The organism is Actinoplanes aureus (assembly GCF_015704865.1).
Classification (GTDB): Bacteria; Actinomycetota; Actinomycetes; order Mycobacteriales; family Micromonosporaceae; genus Actinoplanes; species Actinoplanes aureus.
Map to the genome: position 1 here is coordinate 106598 of NZ_JADQTO010000015.1, position 14782 is coordinate 121379.

At 69.4% G+C, this 14782-nt stretch carries 12 protein-coding genes and 1 pseudogene; 11 read left to right on the forward strand and 2 right to left on the reverse strand.

From position 1 onward, the window contains the following. Positions 1-15: 15 nt before the first annotated feature. From I4J89_RS28910 to I4J89_RS52005, 4 genes and pseudogenes are all read left to right on the forward strand, one after another. Complete coding sequence (locus I4J89_RS28910) at positions 16-1674, forward strand: AMP-binding protein (protein WP_196417257.1); 1659 nt, start codon at positions 16-18, stop codon at positions 1672-1674. A 41-nt stretch (positions 1675-1715) separates the two neighbouring features. Further along, on the forward strand, positions 1716-1877 hold the full coding sequence (locus tag I4J89_RS28915; RefSeq protein ID WP_196417258.1) for a hypothetical protein: 162 nt from the start codon (positions 1716-1718) through the stop codon (positions 1875-1877). A 250-nt stretch (positions 1878-2127) separates the two neighbouring features. Next, positions 2128-2214 (forward strand): annotated as a pseudogene (locus tag I4J89_RS49955) (ubiquitin-like protein Pup); the annotation flags it as partial. A 540-nt stretch (positions 2215-2754) separates the two neighbouring features. Continuing rightward, positions 2755-5868 (forward strand): NACHT domain-containing protein, encoded by a 3114-nt coding sequence (locus tag I4J89_RS52005; protein ID WP_373688170.1) that lies wholly within the window; start codon positions 2755-2757, stop codon positions 5866-5868. 73 nt (positions 5869-5941) lie between these two features. Here the strand turns inward: I4J89_RS52005 and I4J89_RS28925 are convergent, their stop codons facing one another. After that, positions 5942-6580 (reverse strand): TetR/AcrR family transcriptional regulator, encoded by a 639-nt coding sequence (locus I4J89_RS28925; protein WP_196417260.1) that lies wholly within the window; start codon positions 6578-6580, stop codon positions 5942-5944. Positions 6581-6672: 92 nt separating this feature from the next. On the opposite strand from I4J89_RS28925, the gene I4J89_RS28930 reads away from it, so the two are divergent. Beyond that, the gene (locus I4J89_RS28930; RefSeq protein WP_196417261.1) at positions 6673-7797 is read left to right on the forward strand and encodes an FAD-dependent oxidoreductase; all 1125 of its coding nucleotides are present in this window, start codon (positions 6673-6675) and stop codon (positions 7795-7797) included. 93 nt (positions 7798-7890) lie between these two features. Here I4J89_RS28930 and I4J89_RS28935 read toward each other — a convergent pair whose 3' ends face one another. After that, the gene (locus I4J89_RS28935; protein WP_196417367.1) at positions 7891-8934 is read right to left on the reverse strand and encodes an NAD(P)-dependent alcohol dehydrogenase; all 1044 of its coding nucleotides are present in this window, start codon (positions 8932-8934) and stop codon (positions 7891-7893) included. A gap of 168 nt (positions 8935-9102) precedes the next feature. Here I4J89_RS28935 and I4J89_RS28940 point away from each other — a divergent pair, with 168 nt between their 5' ends. From I4J89_RS28940 to I4J89_RS28965, 6 genes are read left to right on the forward strand one after another with little or no spacing between them, the layout of a single operon-like run. Then, positions 9103-10122, forward strand: a complete 1020-nt coding sequence (locus I4J89_RS28940) for an AAA family ATPase (protein WP_196417262.1) — start codon at positions 9103-9105, stop codon at positions 10120-10122. After that, a complete protein-coding gene (locus I4J89_RS28945) occupies positions 10119-11084 on the forward strand; it encodes a DUF58 domain-containing protein (protein WP_196417263.1) in 966 nt (321 codons plus the stop codon). The genes I4J89_RS28940 and I4J89_RS28945 overlap by 4 nt, the downstream gene beginning before the upstream one ends. Next, on the forward strand, positions 11081-12022 hold the full coding sequence (locus tag I4J89_RS28950) for a VWA domain-containing protein (protein ID WP_196417264.1): 942 nt from the start codon (positions 11081-11083) through the stop codon (positions 12020-12022). Before I4J89_RS28945 ends, I4J89_RS28950 begins: the two co-directional genes overlap by 4 nt. A 13-nt stretch (positions 12023-12035) precedes the next feature. After that, entirely contained in the window at positions 12036-12899 is an 864-nt protein-coding gene (locus tag I4J89_RS28955) for a S1C family serine protease (protein ID WP_196417265.1), read from the forward strand. A 7-nt stretch (positions 12900-12906) separates the two neighbouring features. After that, complete coding sequence (locus tag I4J89_RS28960; protein WP_196417266.1) at positions 12907-13590, forward strand: response regulator transcription factor; 684 nt, start codon at positions 12907-12909, stop codon at positions 13588-13590. Further along, complete coding sequence (locus I4J89_RS28965; RefSeq protein WP_196417267.1) at positions 13587-14780, forward strand: sensor histidine kinase; 1194 nt, start codon at positions 13587-13589, stop codon at positions 14778-14780. The genes I4J89_RS28960 and I4J89_RS28965 overlap by 4 nt, the downstream gene beginning before the upstream one ends. Positions 14781-14782: the final 2 nt, after the last annotated feature.

A 14782-nucleotide genomic window follows, 5' to 3' on the forward strand; every position in this document is an offset into this window, starting at 1 on the left:
GTTTAGGGTGGGTTCATGGCGTCCTCCTCGGCGGCCGCGTTCCGGCGGGCCCGCGAATTCCTCCTGGCCCACCACGACGACTACGACACCGCCTATCGGGACTTCCGCTGGCCGGAGCTGGACACCTTCAACTGGGCCATCGACTGGTTCGACGCGTCCGCCGACGACCGCCTCGCCCTGTGGATCGTGGAGGAGGACGGGTCCGAGCAGAAATACACGTTCGCCGAGATGTCGCAGCGGTCCAACCGGGTGGCCAACTGGCTGCGCGAGCAGGGGGTGCGGCGCGGCGACCGGGTGATCCTGATGCTCGGCAACCAGGTGGAGCTCTGGGAGTGCCTGCTCGCGGCGATGAAGCTGGGCGCCGTGGTCATCCCGGCCACACCCCTGCTCGGGCCGGGCGACCTGCGCGACCGCCTGGACCGGGGGCGGGCCGGCCATGTGATCGTGGGGTCGGCCGACAGCGCGAAGTTCGCCGCCGTGGCCGGCGACTACACCCGGGTCGCGGTGGGCGCGCCGGTTCCGGGCTGGCTTTCGTACGCCTCCGCGTACGCGTCCGCGGACACCTTCACCCCGGACGGTGACACCCGCGCCTCCGACCCGCTGCTGCTCTACTTCACGTCCGGCACGACGGCGCTGCCGAAACTGGTCGAGCACACCCACGTGTCCTACCCGGTGGGGCACCTGTCCACCATGTACTGGATCGGGCTGCGTCCCGGCGACGTACACCTCAACATCTCGTCGCCGGGCTGGGCCAAGCACGCCTGGAGCAACGTCTTCGCCCCGTGGAACGCGCTGGCCTGCGTATTCATCTTCAACTATCAACGGTTCAACGCCGACGCCCTGCTCGACCAGATGCAGCGGTGCGAGGTGACCAGCTTCTGCGCACCGCCGACCGTGTGGCGCATGCTGGTCCAGGCCGACCTCACCCGGCTGCGCACGCCCCCACCGACCGTGGTCGGCGCCGGGGAACCACTCAACCCGGAGGTGATCGAGCAGGTGCGGCGGGCCTGGGGCGTGACGATCCGCGACGGGTTCGGGCAGACCGAGACGACCGTGCAGATCGCCAACACGCCCGGCCAGCCGGTCAAACCGGGCTCGATGGGCCGGCCCACCCCCGGCTATCGGGTGGCCCTGCTCGACCCCGCCACCGGCAAGCCGGCCGACGAGGGCGAGATCTGCCTGGACCTGCGGGAACGTCCGCTCGGCCTGATGGTCGGCTACCACGGCGACCCGGAACGCAACGCCGAGGCGATGGCCGACGACCACTACCACACCGGCGACATCGGCGCGCGCGACGCGGACGGCTACATCACGTACGTCGGGCGGATGGACGACGTGTTCAAGGCCTCCGACTACCGGATCTCGCCGTTCGAGCTGGAAAGCGTGCTGATCGAGCACGAGGCGGTGGCCGAGGCCGCGGTGGTGCCGGCGCCCGACCCGGTGCGGCTGGCCGTGCCCAAGGCATACGTGGTGCTGGCCGAAGGATGGGAGCCGACAGCCGAGACGGCCCGGACCATCCTGCGGCACTGCCGGGAGCATCTGGCGCCGTACAAGCGGGTGCGGCGCATCGAGTTCACCACCCTGCCGAAGACCATCTCCGGCAAGATCCGCCGGGTGGAACTGCGGGAGCGCGAGGAGGCCGGCGCCAGCCCCGCCGAGTTCCGCGAGGACTAGATTTTCGGCCGGCTTTCCATGCGCCCTGGTGTGCTGTGCGGATGCGCATCGGTACCGTCACTGGATTGGCCCTGGTCGCCGCCTCCGTCGCGGCGGCGGTCGTGCTGAGCACGACCCCGGAGGTGGCCGCGCCCGAGGAGCCCAGCAACCTCACGCTGGTCGTCACCGCCGAGAAACCCGACTGCCCCGCCGAATATCTCTAGTAGCCCGGGTTGAGTCCGATATCCGGGTTCAGTGCCTCCGGTCCGACGTGGAGCGGACCATACCTGGGCTGGCCGGTATGCCGAGCTTTTCACCCCCTGTGCGATTGGCTGTCAGGCGTCGAATCACCCGTTCGGCCGACGGATGTCGCTGCGGCAACCATGTTGACTGATGCCATAACGACGCTTCGCTGCCGCCACGCAGCGCAATCTCCGGACCTGGGGAGCCTCGATGGCAAACGGAGACGACCTCGATCTCGACGATCTCCTGGACGAGCTTGACTCCGTGATGGACGGGAACGCCGAGGAATTCGTGCGCGGGTTCGTTCAGAGAGGGGGAAACGGCGGTGGCCAGTACATCGCCCTCGCTGAACACATCAAGGAGGCATTCGGGCACAGCGCACTGTACCGGCTCCTCGCGCTCCTCGGAGGCTGGCGCCAGTTCGGTCCGTCACTCAATGAGGCCATCGAGCTGAATATCGGAGTCGACCTGGCTCAGTACATGGGGGACTACCTGGTCGACGAGGCGGCTATGCGGTCGGCCGTTTTCTATATCGCCGGTGATCAAACCCACGAGGACACCGCGCACGAGAAGATCTTGGTGGAGCGCCGCCGGCTCCATCAGGAACGTTCGATTCGTGAACAAATACAGCAGGGCAACGTATCGGCCGTCTCGCGATTGGCCGAGCTGATCGGCGACAAGACGATGCCGCCGTTCTTGGGAGAGCGGCTGACGAATGAATTCAGATTCTTACTGGACCCCAGCCTCGAGGAGGAGTTGACCGCCGATGAAGGACGCACTGAGTGGCTTGTCGGCCTTCTAGGTCTGCTGTCCGCATCCAATCGCCAGGTATCGGCCGGGAGTCGGCGTGCGGTCGTGATGGGGAGGCTCAAAAAGCCGGATAACCGGATACAGGCCGATTTCGGCCAAACCGGACGCCGAGAGGGTACACACCTGGGTGCCCGCGCTGACGCGGGCTCACAGCGCCTCGGCGAGAGTCTGGAGGAGGGATTCGTCGGCCTGCTGGGCCGCCTGTTCGATATCGACGACGATCGCCGGGACGGAACGCTCGAGAGTCTGCGCCGGCAGGCTCCGGGAACCCAGTACGGCCACGACATCCAATTCGACTGCGTCGTAGCCGGGCGTCCGGCCGTCAAGTGCTTCGTGGAGTGCAAGAACTACACGGGAAGGCACTTACGAACCGGCGACATCGCGGAGAAATTGCTGTCGATGGAGCATCACTGGCGAGACGTACGGCTGGATCAGTACATCATCGTCTCCCCTCACGCGGAGCCGTCCAACGAGCTGGACTTGATGATCCAGTCCTGGAACGAGCAGCAACGATTTCCCTTCGAGATCCAGGTGTGGAGTCCCGCCAACGGCGTGCGGCAGCTCTTCGCGGTCAGCCCGATGGTGTACGAGGCCATCTACGGAGAGCGACCGGACGAGGACCTCGACTCCGCGGCCGTTGTCGCGAGATGGCTGGACAGGCTACGGCCCGCGATTCGTCTGCCTCGAGCGTGGGTTCAATACCTGAGCGACCAGGGGTCACATTGCATCGGCAGCGAGGACCGCGAGCATTTCGCCGATCTCTGGAACGACCACGTCGAGCCGAAAGCCGCCGATGAGAGAGGCGACACGTTGCCAGGCAGCCTTCTCAGCGCCGTCCAGCAATGGCTCGGCAACGATGAGAAGCGGTCGCTGCTGTTGCTGGCCGAGTTCGGGGAGGGAAAAAGCTTCTTCAGCTACAGTTTGACCCGGCGCCTGTCGCGAGAGTTCCTGGCCGACCCGAGTACGGGCAGCATCGCCGTGCGGATCGGTCTACGAGATCTGAAAACCAACGACGACCCGCGCGACTTCATCGATCGCCGGCTGCGGGAGTTCGGTTCCAGTATCGGTGAGTGGAACAGCCTTACGCGGTCCTACCGCACGATGATCATTCTGGACGGATTCGACGAGATGTCCGCGAGGCTGGACTCCGTAACCTTGGGTGAGAACATACGGCGGCTTAGCGAATGCTTCGAGTACCTTGCGTCGTCGAAGGTCCTGATCACCTCCCGTACTCACTTTTTTGAGACTCGTCGGCAACAAGAGCGCTTCCTGGACCGGGTGGGCCGTCCACAGATATTGCGCATCGCCCCGATCACCAGGGCGCGTCGCCTCGAGCACCTAATGCGGTACGCGAAACGATTCGGGCTTGAAGACAAACTGCGGCAGTTGCAGCAGCTCTACGACCCGATCGGACTCGCCGCCAAACCGCTGTTCCTCCAAATGATCAAGGCAACGCTGTCGGCACTGCCCGACGACAAGTTCGACGAACTCGTGCTGTACCAGACGTACGTCGACACGAGTCTTCGCCGGAAGATCTCCGACCTGGAGGAGGAGTCGGCCGAGACTCTGCGCTCCGAACTGGTGAGCGGGCTGCAGGAAATTCTGGAAGAAGTCGCCGTGAGCCTTCACGTCACGGATGTCGAATGGGTCGGCCTCCGCGACGTGGGGCATCGCATGCCCCTGGCGGAGAAGCTCTGGCGGAGCACCGGTGAGGCCGCGGCCGCCCCCGCACCGCGGGATGCCGCCGATGACCTCAGCCGCCGCGTCGGTATCCGGTCTCTCCTAAAGCCGGTGCTCGGAGCTGACCAGGACAGTTGGCCGGTCGAGTTCTTCCATCGGTCCATGCGGGAGTACTTCGTGGCCCGCCGGATCGTCGGGTCTGTCCGGCGGCGCGTGATCGACGAAAGCCTGCGGAAGCTGCCGCTGCAGCCGGAGATCGCCAACTTCGCGCTCCTGATGATGCGGGCCGACAACAAAACGGATTACGGCACTGTCCTGCTGAGCGAGACGCGTCGTCATGTCGTGGGAATGGACCTCGGGGTGTTGGGCGGCAACTGCCTCTCGCTGCTCTTCGGGCTGAACAAGAAGCTTCCTCGCCGGGACTGGCAGGGCTTGTGCCTGGACTATGCGTACCTGTCCGGGGCTGACCTCACCGGCGCCTCCTTCGCCGGCTCCACCCTCCGGTATGCGAATCTCGACAACACCAACCTGACCGGAGCCGACGTCCGCAATGTCGATCTCACCGGCGTCAGGATCGAGGAAACGGCTCCGATAACCGCCGCGACGGCGATGAACAATTCGCCCGGAGCCTATTGCATGTACGGCGACGGCGTCATCCGAGAGTGGCGGGTTGCTGCAGGCGGCAGGCCGATGGCCGAAAAGGTGGTAAGCGATGCGCCGACGAATGCTCGCAGTATCCACGTCACGCCGCACGGCGACCTCGTGGTCTTTCGCCCCTTCGGCATCACGGTCTATGGCAGCATGCGCGACGGCTGGCGGGAGTTGTCGTCCTTCCGCATCGGCCGGCATGTCCGGGCCATGGATATTCGCGGATCACAGGTGCTGGTCGCTGAATATTGGAACACCAGTGGGGAGAGTACCGCCACCAGGTACTCACCCGGCCCGCGAACGGTGGATCAGGTGCTGGCGTGCGGACTGCCGAGCACTGGCCTTGCCCTGTGCCAGGACCTTTGTGTCGTGCCAGGGCAGGGGCAGTCGTTGGTGGCTGTCTCCGCCGAAACCGGAGACAGCGTGGAGCTCCCGTACCAGGACGTGTCGGACGTCGATGTCATGCGGACACCTGAAGGGACCTACCTGATCGCCGTAGGCAGGCTCGACGGGTCATTGTCCCTTTGCCGGGTGGACCGCGGGACGCACCCGCCGGAGTGGAAGGAAATGTGGCGTGGCGTTGTCCACGACGGTGCAGTGACGGCAGTCCGATTCGTCGCGAACGATTTTGTGTTGACCGGTGGCGCCGACCGAGCTGCTTACCTCTATCCCTTACGGGCCGACAGCAGGTTGGCCGAGCCTCTGGAACTTCAGCTCACCATCAAATGTGCCGGACTGAAATGGTCCGGCGTCCGGGGACCCCACGAGGCAGACCTGATCCGTAAGTTGGTGGAGCGTGCCGATGCCAACAGCGAGGCCGGAGCCAACGGCTGAGCTTCTTAGCGACGCCGGCCGGCGCTCTGGTGCCGGCTCTCGACCACTGAGGACGTCAGGCCTAGGGTCGTGGTCACCCGTCGCCGGTGGGTGGGAGGGCTTCCAGACCGAGTAGTCGTGCGAGCAAGGCCAGCTGGTCGGCGAAGTGGTGGACGAAATCGGGGGACGTGGCGTCCTCGCCGGTAACGGCTTCGATGACGTGCGGGAGCGTGGTCGTCGCCATGGTGGCGGCCATCAGCATGACCAGCAGGCAGTCCGGATCCAGCTCGGCTGGTAGCCGCCCGGACTGTTGCAGCGCTCGCAGCTGGGCAGCGGTGCCGGTGAGCAGGTCGCTCTGAAAGGCCTGGCGGGTACCGCTCTGCCGCAGGCCGTCCCAGGCCACGACGCGAACGCCCTCCGGGTTGTGCAGCACCTCCAGCGCGTAGCGGCGCAACTGCTCGGGCAGGGGGGTGCCGGGCGGCGCGAGCTCGCGCTGCCGTTGCCGCCATTGCTGGGACATCGCTTCGTACAGGCCTTCTTTGCCGTCGAAGTAGTACGACACCAGCTGCTGGTTGACGCCGGCTCGGGCGGCGATCGCCCGGACCCGGGCGCCCGCGTAACCGTGTGCGCCGAACTCCACCGCGGCGGCGTCCAGGATTTTCTGACGGGTGCGTTCGGGGTCGCGCTGCCGCTCTTGCGGCGTCGGTGACCTGCGGGGCGTTGATGGCGGCACGGCGTGATTGTACGCCCGCCCAACTCAGGTAATCATACGTTTGATTGACAGATCCATGCGAATGTTTGATCCTGGGGCCAGGAGGTAACGCCATGACTGAACGGACACGGATTCTCATCGCCGGCGCCGGCATCGGTGGGCTGGCACTCGCGCAGGCGCTGCGCCGTGACGGCTTCGACGTCGCGGTGTATGAGCGCGATGCCACGCCGACGTCGCGCAACCAGGGCTACCGTCTCCATCTCGACGCGAACGGCAACGCCGCGCTGCGGACCTGCCTGCCGGCGGCGTCCCTGGACGTGGTCCGGCGTACCAGCGCCGTCAACGGTGACCTGGTGGCCGCCTACAACCAGCGCTTGGAACAGGTCAGCGCCCAGGTGTTCCCGGGAGTCAGCAGCGATGAGATCACCCACGTGGACCGGGACACCTTCCGGCGGAGTCTGTTCACCGGCTTGGCGGACGCGGTGCACTTCGCGCGAACGGTGACCGGTTACCGGATCACCGCTTCCGGCCGGGTCCGGGTGCGGTTCGCCGAGGGCGGCAGCGACGAGGGCGATCTGCTGGTCGGAGCGGACGGATCCGGTTCGGCGGTGCGCGCGCAACTGCTGCCGCACGCCACCGTGCGTGACCTGGGCCTGCGCTGCCTCTACGGCCGGATGCCGATCGACGAGACCACCGACCCCCTGATCCCGGAGGACTTCAACCGCGGATTCTGCTGGGTCGCCGGCGACAACGGATACGGTGCCGGGTTCGCCCCGGTGCGATTCCGCTTCCCGTCCGGGGAAGCGCGGGACTACCTGATGACCACCCTGGTCGCGAAGTCCGAGTTTCTGAGCCCGCGTGACGACCAGGACCTGCGGCGAATCGCCGTGGACGCCACGGCCGGCTGGCATCCGACCGTGCGGCGGCTCTTCGAGCACGCCGACGCCGGTACGTTCTTCCCGATCACGATCCGGGCCAGCGAGGTCGTCGGCGCGTGGAGCACCGGGCCGGTCACCTTGCTCGGCGACGCCATCCACACCATGCCGCCGACGGGCGGTGTCGGCGCCAACACCGCGCTGCAGGACGCCGCGACGCTCTCCGGTGAGCTGCGCTCGGCCGCGCACGGCGAGAAGTCACTGCACGAGGCCGTCGCCGCCTACGAGCGCGTCATGCTCCCCCGCGGCTTCGCCACCATCGAGAACTCGCTGCGGATGGCCGACCAGATATTTCGGGCCTAAAGGGGCCAGCCAGGTCGCGCGGGAGAGCGGGACTGTGCTCACGCGTACCGAAAAAGGGGTCCCGGGCAACAAGGCTGCTGCCCGGGCCCGGGATCAGCGCAGGCTGTCGACGTCGATGACGAAGCGGTAGCGGACGTCGGACTTCAGGACGCGCTCGTAGGCCTCGTTCACCGCGTCGGCGGTGATCAGCTCGACCTCCGGGGCGATGCCCCGCTCGGCGCAAAAGTCCAGCATCTGCTGGGTCTCGGCGATGCCGCCGATGTTGGAGCCGGCGAAGGAGCGCCGCTTGCCGATCAGAGAGAAGACATGTACGGGCAGCGGCTGCGGCGGCGCGCCCACGTTGACGAGCGTGCCGTCGACACGCAGCAGGCCGAGGTAGGCGTTGATGTCGACCGCCGCGCTGACCGTGTTGATGATCAGGTCGAAGGTGTTCTTCAGCGCCTCGAAGGTCGCCGGGTCGCTCGTCGCGTAGTGGTGCTCGGCACCGAAACGCAGGCTGTCGTCCTTCTTGCTGAGCGTCTGTGAGAGGACGGTGACCTCGGCGCCCATCGCGGCCGCGATCTTGACGCCCATGTGGCCGAGGCCGCCCATGCCGACGATCGCGACCTTCTTGCCGGGTCCGGCGTTCCAGTGCGCCAGCGGCGAGTAGAGCGTGATGCCGGCGCAGAGCAGCGGGGCCGCGGCCTCGTGCGGGATCGACGACGGTACGCGCAGCACGAAGTCCTGGTCGACGACGACGTGCGTCGAGTAGCCGCCCTGCGTGACGGTGCCGTCGCGGTCGACGGCCGCGTACGTCCCGACGTTGCCGCCCGAGCAGTACTGCTCCTGCCCGGCCCGGCAGTTCTCGCACTCCCGGCACGAGTTGACCATGCAGCCCACGCCCACCCGGTCACCGACGGCGTGCCGGGTGACCTCGCCGCCGACCTCGGTGACATGGCCCACGATCTCGTGACCGACGGTGAGCGGGTAGGGCACCGGGCCCCAGTCGCCCTTCACCGTGTGGATGTCCGAGTGGCAGATGCCGGCGTAGGTGATCTCGATCAGTACGTCGCGCGGGCCCAGGTCACGTCGCTCGATCGTGGTTCGCACGAGGGGCTCGGTGGCGGAGGGCGCGGCGATGGCGTTGACGGTGAAAATGATGATCCTCCGGATCTTGTTACGTACTCCGCAAGCCTACGACCTTCTCCTTCGCCGGGTTTTCGGTCTGGCCTGGTGACATGGGTCTCCAGGGCGGGCGCTCGGTGCGGTACTCCCCCGACGCCCGGGCGTCCGCCCCGCTCAGCCTGTCGCCGGAGAGGGAGATCCATGTCTGACATCACAGCCGACGCCGACGCGCGAGTGCTGGAACAGACCCTGTTCGAGGTCAAGAAGGTGATCGTCGGCCAGGACCGGCTTGTCGAACGGTTGCTGACCGCGCTGCTCGCCGGTGGGCACTGCCTGCTCGAAGGGGTGCCCGGGGTGGCCAAGACGCTTGCCGCGGAGACCCTCGCGGTGGCGGTCGGCGGCACCTTCCACCGGATCCAGTTCACCCCGGACCTGGTGCCGTCGGACATCCTCGGCACCCGCGTCTACCGGCCGAGCCGGGAGAGCTTCGACGTGGAGCTCGGACCGGTGATGGCGAACCTGGTGCTGGCCGACGAGATCAACCGGGCGCCGGCGAAGGTGCAGTCGGCGCTGCTGGAGGTGATGGCCGAGGGGCACGTGTCGATCGGCGGCCGTACCTACCCGGTGCCGCAGCCGTTCCTGGTGCTGGCCACCCAGAACCCGATCGAGAGCGAGGGTGTCTACCAGCTGCCCGAGGCGCAACGCGACCGGTTCCTGATGCGGGTCGTCGTCGGCTACCCGGACGACCGGGACGAGCTGGGGATCCTCTACCGGATGGGCGGGCGCCGGCCGACCGCCGCGCCGGTGCTCGACACCGGACGGTTGCTGGCCCTGCAGGCCCGGGCCCGGGACGTGTTCGTCCATCACGCGCTCGCCGAGTACGTGGTCCGGCTGGTCCTGGCCACCCGGGACCCGGCCCGGTTCGGTGTGCCCGAGGTGGCGGGGCAGCTGGCGTACGGTGCCAGCCCGCGGGCCACGCTGGGGCTGGTCGCCGCCGCCCGGGCGCTGGCTCTGCTGCGCGGCCGCGAGTACGTGCTACCGACCGACGTGCTCGACGTCGCTCCGGACGTGCTCGCGCACCGCCTGGTGCTGGGCTTCGACGCGGTCGCCGACGGGGTGCCACCGGAGTCGATCGTCCACCGGATCCTGGAGGTCGTCGCCCCGCCGGTGATCGCTCCGGCGCAGCAGGCCTCGGGGGCCGGCCTCGGGGTGGCGGCATGAACTCCGGCGCCTCGCTGAACGAGCTGTCGCCGGAGCGGCGGCTGCGCCGGCTCGAGCTGACCATCACCCGGCGGCTCGACGGGCTGCTGCACGGCTCCTACCTCGGACTGCTGCCCGGACCCGGCAGCGAACCGGCCGGCAGCCGGGAGTACCGGCCCGGTGAGGACGAGGTACGCCGGATGGACTGGGCGGTGACCGCGCGTACCACGGTGCCGCACGTGCGAACCGTCGACGCGGACCGGGAACTGACCACCTGGGTGCTCGCCGACGCGACCGCGAGCATGGACTTCGGCACCGCCGAGTACGAAAAGCGGGAGCTGGCGATCGCCGCCGTGGCCGCGGTCGGCTTCCTCGCCGCCGGGACCGGCAACCGACTCGGCGCGCATCTGGTCACCCCGGGCGGGGTCCGGCGGTTTCCGGCGCGCGGCGGGCGTACGCATCTGCTGGGTGTGCTGCGGGCGCTGCTCGCCGTGCCCCGCGCCGCACCGGCGGCCGAGCCGGCGCCGCTGGCCGGCGCGCTGGAAGCGTTGCGGCGGGCAGCGCCGCGGCGCGGGCTGATCGTGGTCGTCTCCGACTTCCTGGACGGTCTCGACGACGACGGCCTCGGTTCGCAAGCCCCCGCCTGGGAGCAGCCGCTGCGCCGCCTCGCCGCTCACCATCAAGTGCTCGCCGTGCAGGTCGGCGACCCGCGCGAGCACGACCTGCCGGATGTCGGCCTGCTCGCCCTGGTGGATCCGGAGACCGGGCGCCGCCGGGAGGTGCACACCGGCAGCCGCCGGCTGCGCGAACGGTACGCGGCCGCGGCCCGCCGGCAGCAGACCGGCATCACCACCGCGATCCGCCGCACCGGTGCCGCCCACCTTCCGTTGCGCACCGACCGCGACTGGGTCGCCGACATCGTCCGTCACGTGCACGCCCGGCGCCGCCTGGGCCGGGCCGCGAGAAGAGGTGCCTCCACATGACCTGGTTGTCCCCGGAACGGCTCTGGCTGCTCGCCGCGGTCGCCGCGCTGGTCGCCGCTTACGTCGTCGCGCAGCGCCGCCGCAGCCGCTACGCCGTCCGATTCACCAACCTCAAGCTGCTCGACCGGGTCGCGCCGAAGCGGCCGGGCTGGCGGCGGCACGTGCCGGCCGGCCTGTTCCTGGCCATGCTGGGGCTGCTCGTGGTCGGTTTCGCCCGGCCGCAGGCCGAGGTTCAGGTGCCCCGGGAACGGGCGACCGTGCTGGTGGCGGTGGACGTGTCCCGGTCGATGCTGGCCGACGACGTCGCACCGGACCGGCTGAGCGCCGCGAAGGTGGCCGCCCGGGAGTTCGTCGCGGACCTGCCCGAGCAGTTCAACGTGGGCCTGGTCGGGTTCGCCGGGGCGGCGTCGGTGTTCGTGCCGCCGGTCACCGACCGGCAAGCGGTCACGGCCGGGATCGACCGGCTCGCCGAGGGCACGGCCGGCCAGGCCGGGACGGCCATCGGTGATGCCATCGCGACCTCGCTGGACGCGATCCGGAGCGTCGACGCGGAGGCGGTGCCGCCGGCCCGGATCGTGGTGCTCTCCGACGGTGCGAACACCTCCGGGCGGGACCCGGAGGAGGCGGCCCGGCTCGCCACCGAGGTGGGTGTGCCGGTCGACGCGATCTCGTTCGGTACGCCGTCCGGGATGATCCAGGGCGGGCAGGCGGTCCCGGTCGACGGCCAGACCCTGGAGGCGGTCGCGGAGGCCACCGGCGGGAACTATTTCGCCGCCGGCAGTGCGGACGAGCTGCGTGCGGCGTACGCCGACATCGGCAGCTCGGTCGGCTACGAGACCGAGGTGCAGGACGTGTCCGCCCGGTTCATCGGTTTCGGCCTGGTGCTGGCGGTTCTCGCAGCGCTGGCCTCGTTGTTCTGGTTCGCCCGGCTTCCGTAGAAGGGACTCTCCCATGACGACAACAGGACTTGGCGGCACTCCGCGAGGGCCCGAGTTCGTCGCGACCGGCGTACCGCCCGCGCCTGCCACACCCGCGTTCGGCTCCGCGCCGCCGCTGGTGGCCGCGCCCCGGCGGCTGCCGTGGTACGCGGCCGCCGGCGTGGCGGTGCTCGCGGTCTCGGCCGGGGTGGGCGGCGCGTCCGGCTACCTGGCCGGCCGCGACGACGCTGACCGATCGGTCACGCCCGCGCCGGCACCCGGCGTGGCCGGCCTGCCGTCGGACCTCGTCGGCGCGGCCGCGCAGGCCCTGCCCGGCGTGGTCTCGGTGCAGGTGCGCACCTCGTCCGGCCGGGCTTCCGGCTCCGGCTTCGTCTTCGACGATCGCGGGCACATCGTCACCAACAGTCACGTCGTCGCCGGCGGCGGCGCGGTCAGCGTCGTCGGCGCCGACGGCCGCCGGCTCACCGCCGAGGTGGTCGGCACCGACCCGGGCAGCGACATCGCCGTGCTGCGCGTCTCGCCGGGGCGTGCGCTGCGGCCACTCCCCCTCGCCGACCCGCGCACGGTCCGGGTCGGTGAGCCGGTCCTGGCCGTCGGCTCCCCGCTCGGCCTGTCCGGGACGGTCACCGCCGGCATCGTCAGTGCCCTGGACCGGCAGGTGAGCCTCGGCGGTGCGGGCCGGCAGCCGGCGGTGCAGACCGACGCCTCGATCAATCCCGGCAACTCGGGCGGCCCTCTGGTCAACGCCCGCGGGCAGGTGGTCGGCGTCAACACGGCGATCGCCACCCTGGAAGGCGGCGGCAACATCGGCATCGGCTTCGCCGTGCCGATCGAGCGGGCCCGCCAGGTGGCGACCGCCCTCATCGGACGGGGATAGTCGACAGATGCGGCTGCTCGTGGTGGAAGACGAAGAAGACCTGGCCGAAGGCCTGCGGGCCGGGCTGACCCGGACCGGGTACGCCGTGGACATCGCGGCCGGCGCGACCGAGGCGTACGAGCGGCTGACGGTCAACGAGTACGACCTGATGCTCCTCGACATCAACCTGCCCGACGGTGACGGCTTCACCCTGTGCCGGGCGCTGCGCAACGGTGAGGTCGTCACCCCCGGCGACACCGACCTGCGGGTGCTCATGCTGACCGCCCGCGGCAACCTCGACGACCGGGTCCGCGGCCTGGACGACGGCGCCGACGACTACCTGGTCAAACCGTTCCACCTGGCGGAGCTGCTGGCCCGGGTCCGGGCACTGCTGCGCCGGGACACCAACGGCACCACCGCCACGTTGACGGTCGGCGGCATCGTGCTGGACACCGCCCGGCACACCGCCACCCTGCACGGGCGGCCGCTGTCGCTGACCCGCAAGGAGTTCGGTGTCCTGGAGTACCTGATGACCCGGCCCGGGCACGTGGTGTCCAGCGAGGATCTGCTGGAACACGTCTGGGACGCCAACACCGACCCGTTCACCCAGACGGTCCGGGTCACCGTCGGCACGCTGCGCCGCAAACTCGGCGAGGGCTCGATCGAGACCGTGGTCGGCCGCGGCTACCGGCTGAACGAGGTGGCGGCGTGAGATCCATCCGGTTCCGGCTCACCGTCATCTACTCCCTGCTGCTGTTCGCCCTGGCCGGAACCGCGCTGGCGGTCACCTACTACGCCGTCGCCGAGACCACCGAACCGCAGCCGATCACCGAACGCACCGCGAAGGTCTACAACGACAACAGGCAGTACATCGGCACGATGACGGTCGCCGACGTCAGCCAGGTCGAGGCGGCGGTCAACTACAACACCTTGCAAACCCTGCGGAACTACTCGCTGATCGCTCTGGGCGGGCTGTTCGTCGCCAGCCTCGGCATCGGCTGGGTGCTCGCCGGCCGGGCCCTACGCCCGGTCGGCGCCATCACCCGGACCGCGCGGGAGATCCAGGCCACCGACCTGACCCGGCGCATCCGGTTGCGGGGCCCGCACGACGAACTGCGCGACCTGGCCGACACCATCGACTCCATGCTGGACCGGCTCGACCACGCCTTCCAGGCGCAGCGGCAGCTCATCGACGACGCCTCGCACGAGCTGCGCAGTCCGCTCGCCATCATCCGGACCAACCTGGACGCGTCGCTGACCGACCCGGCCGCCACCGCGGACGAGCGGCAGCGCGCCACCGCGATCATCGACCGGGCCACCACCCGGATGTCCCGGCTGGTCGAGGATCTGCTGGCCACCGCACGCCGGGACGCGGAGGCGATGACCGACACCGACGTCGACCTGGCCGCGGTGGCCCGGGAAGCCGGTGACGAGTCGTTCCTGCCCGATCGGCCGCTGAGCCTGCGCTACCGGACCACCGGTGGGCTGCACCTGATCGGCGACGCCGACGCTCTGCGCCGGGCCGTGGGCAACCTGCTGTCCAACGCGGTACGGCTGGCGCCCACCGGGTCGACCGTGACCGTGGCGACCGGTCAGGCCGGTTCGTGGCTGTGGCTGGCCGTCGCGGACGAGGGGCCGGGCATCACGGCGGAGGACCTGCCGCGCGTGTTCGACCGGTTCTGGCGTGGGGCGGCGAACGGGTCGTCGCGGGAACGGCGTACCGGGCTGGGCCTGGCCATCGTGCGGCAGATCGTGGAATCACACGGCGGCCAGGCCGCGGCGTTCTCCGGGCCGGGCGTGGGCAGCACATTCGTGCTGTGGCTGCCGGCCCGCGACCGGAGTGACGGCAGCCCACCGCCGGCGGCCAATCCGCTGCCGGTCGCGGATCGGCGGCCGCACTGAGG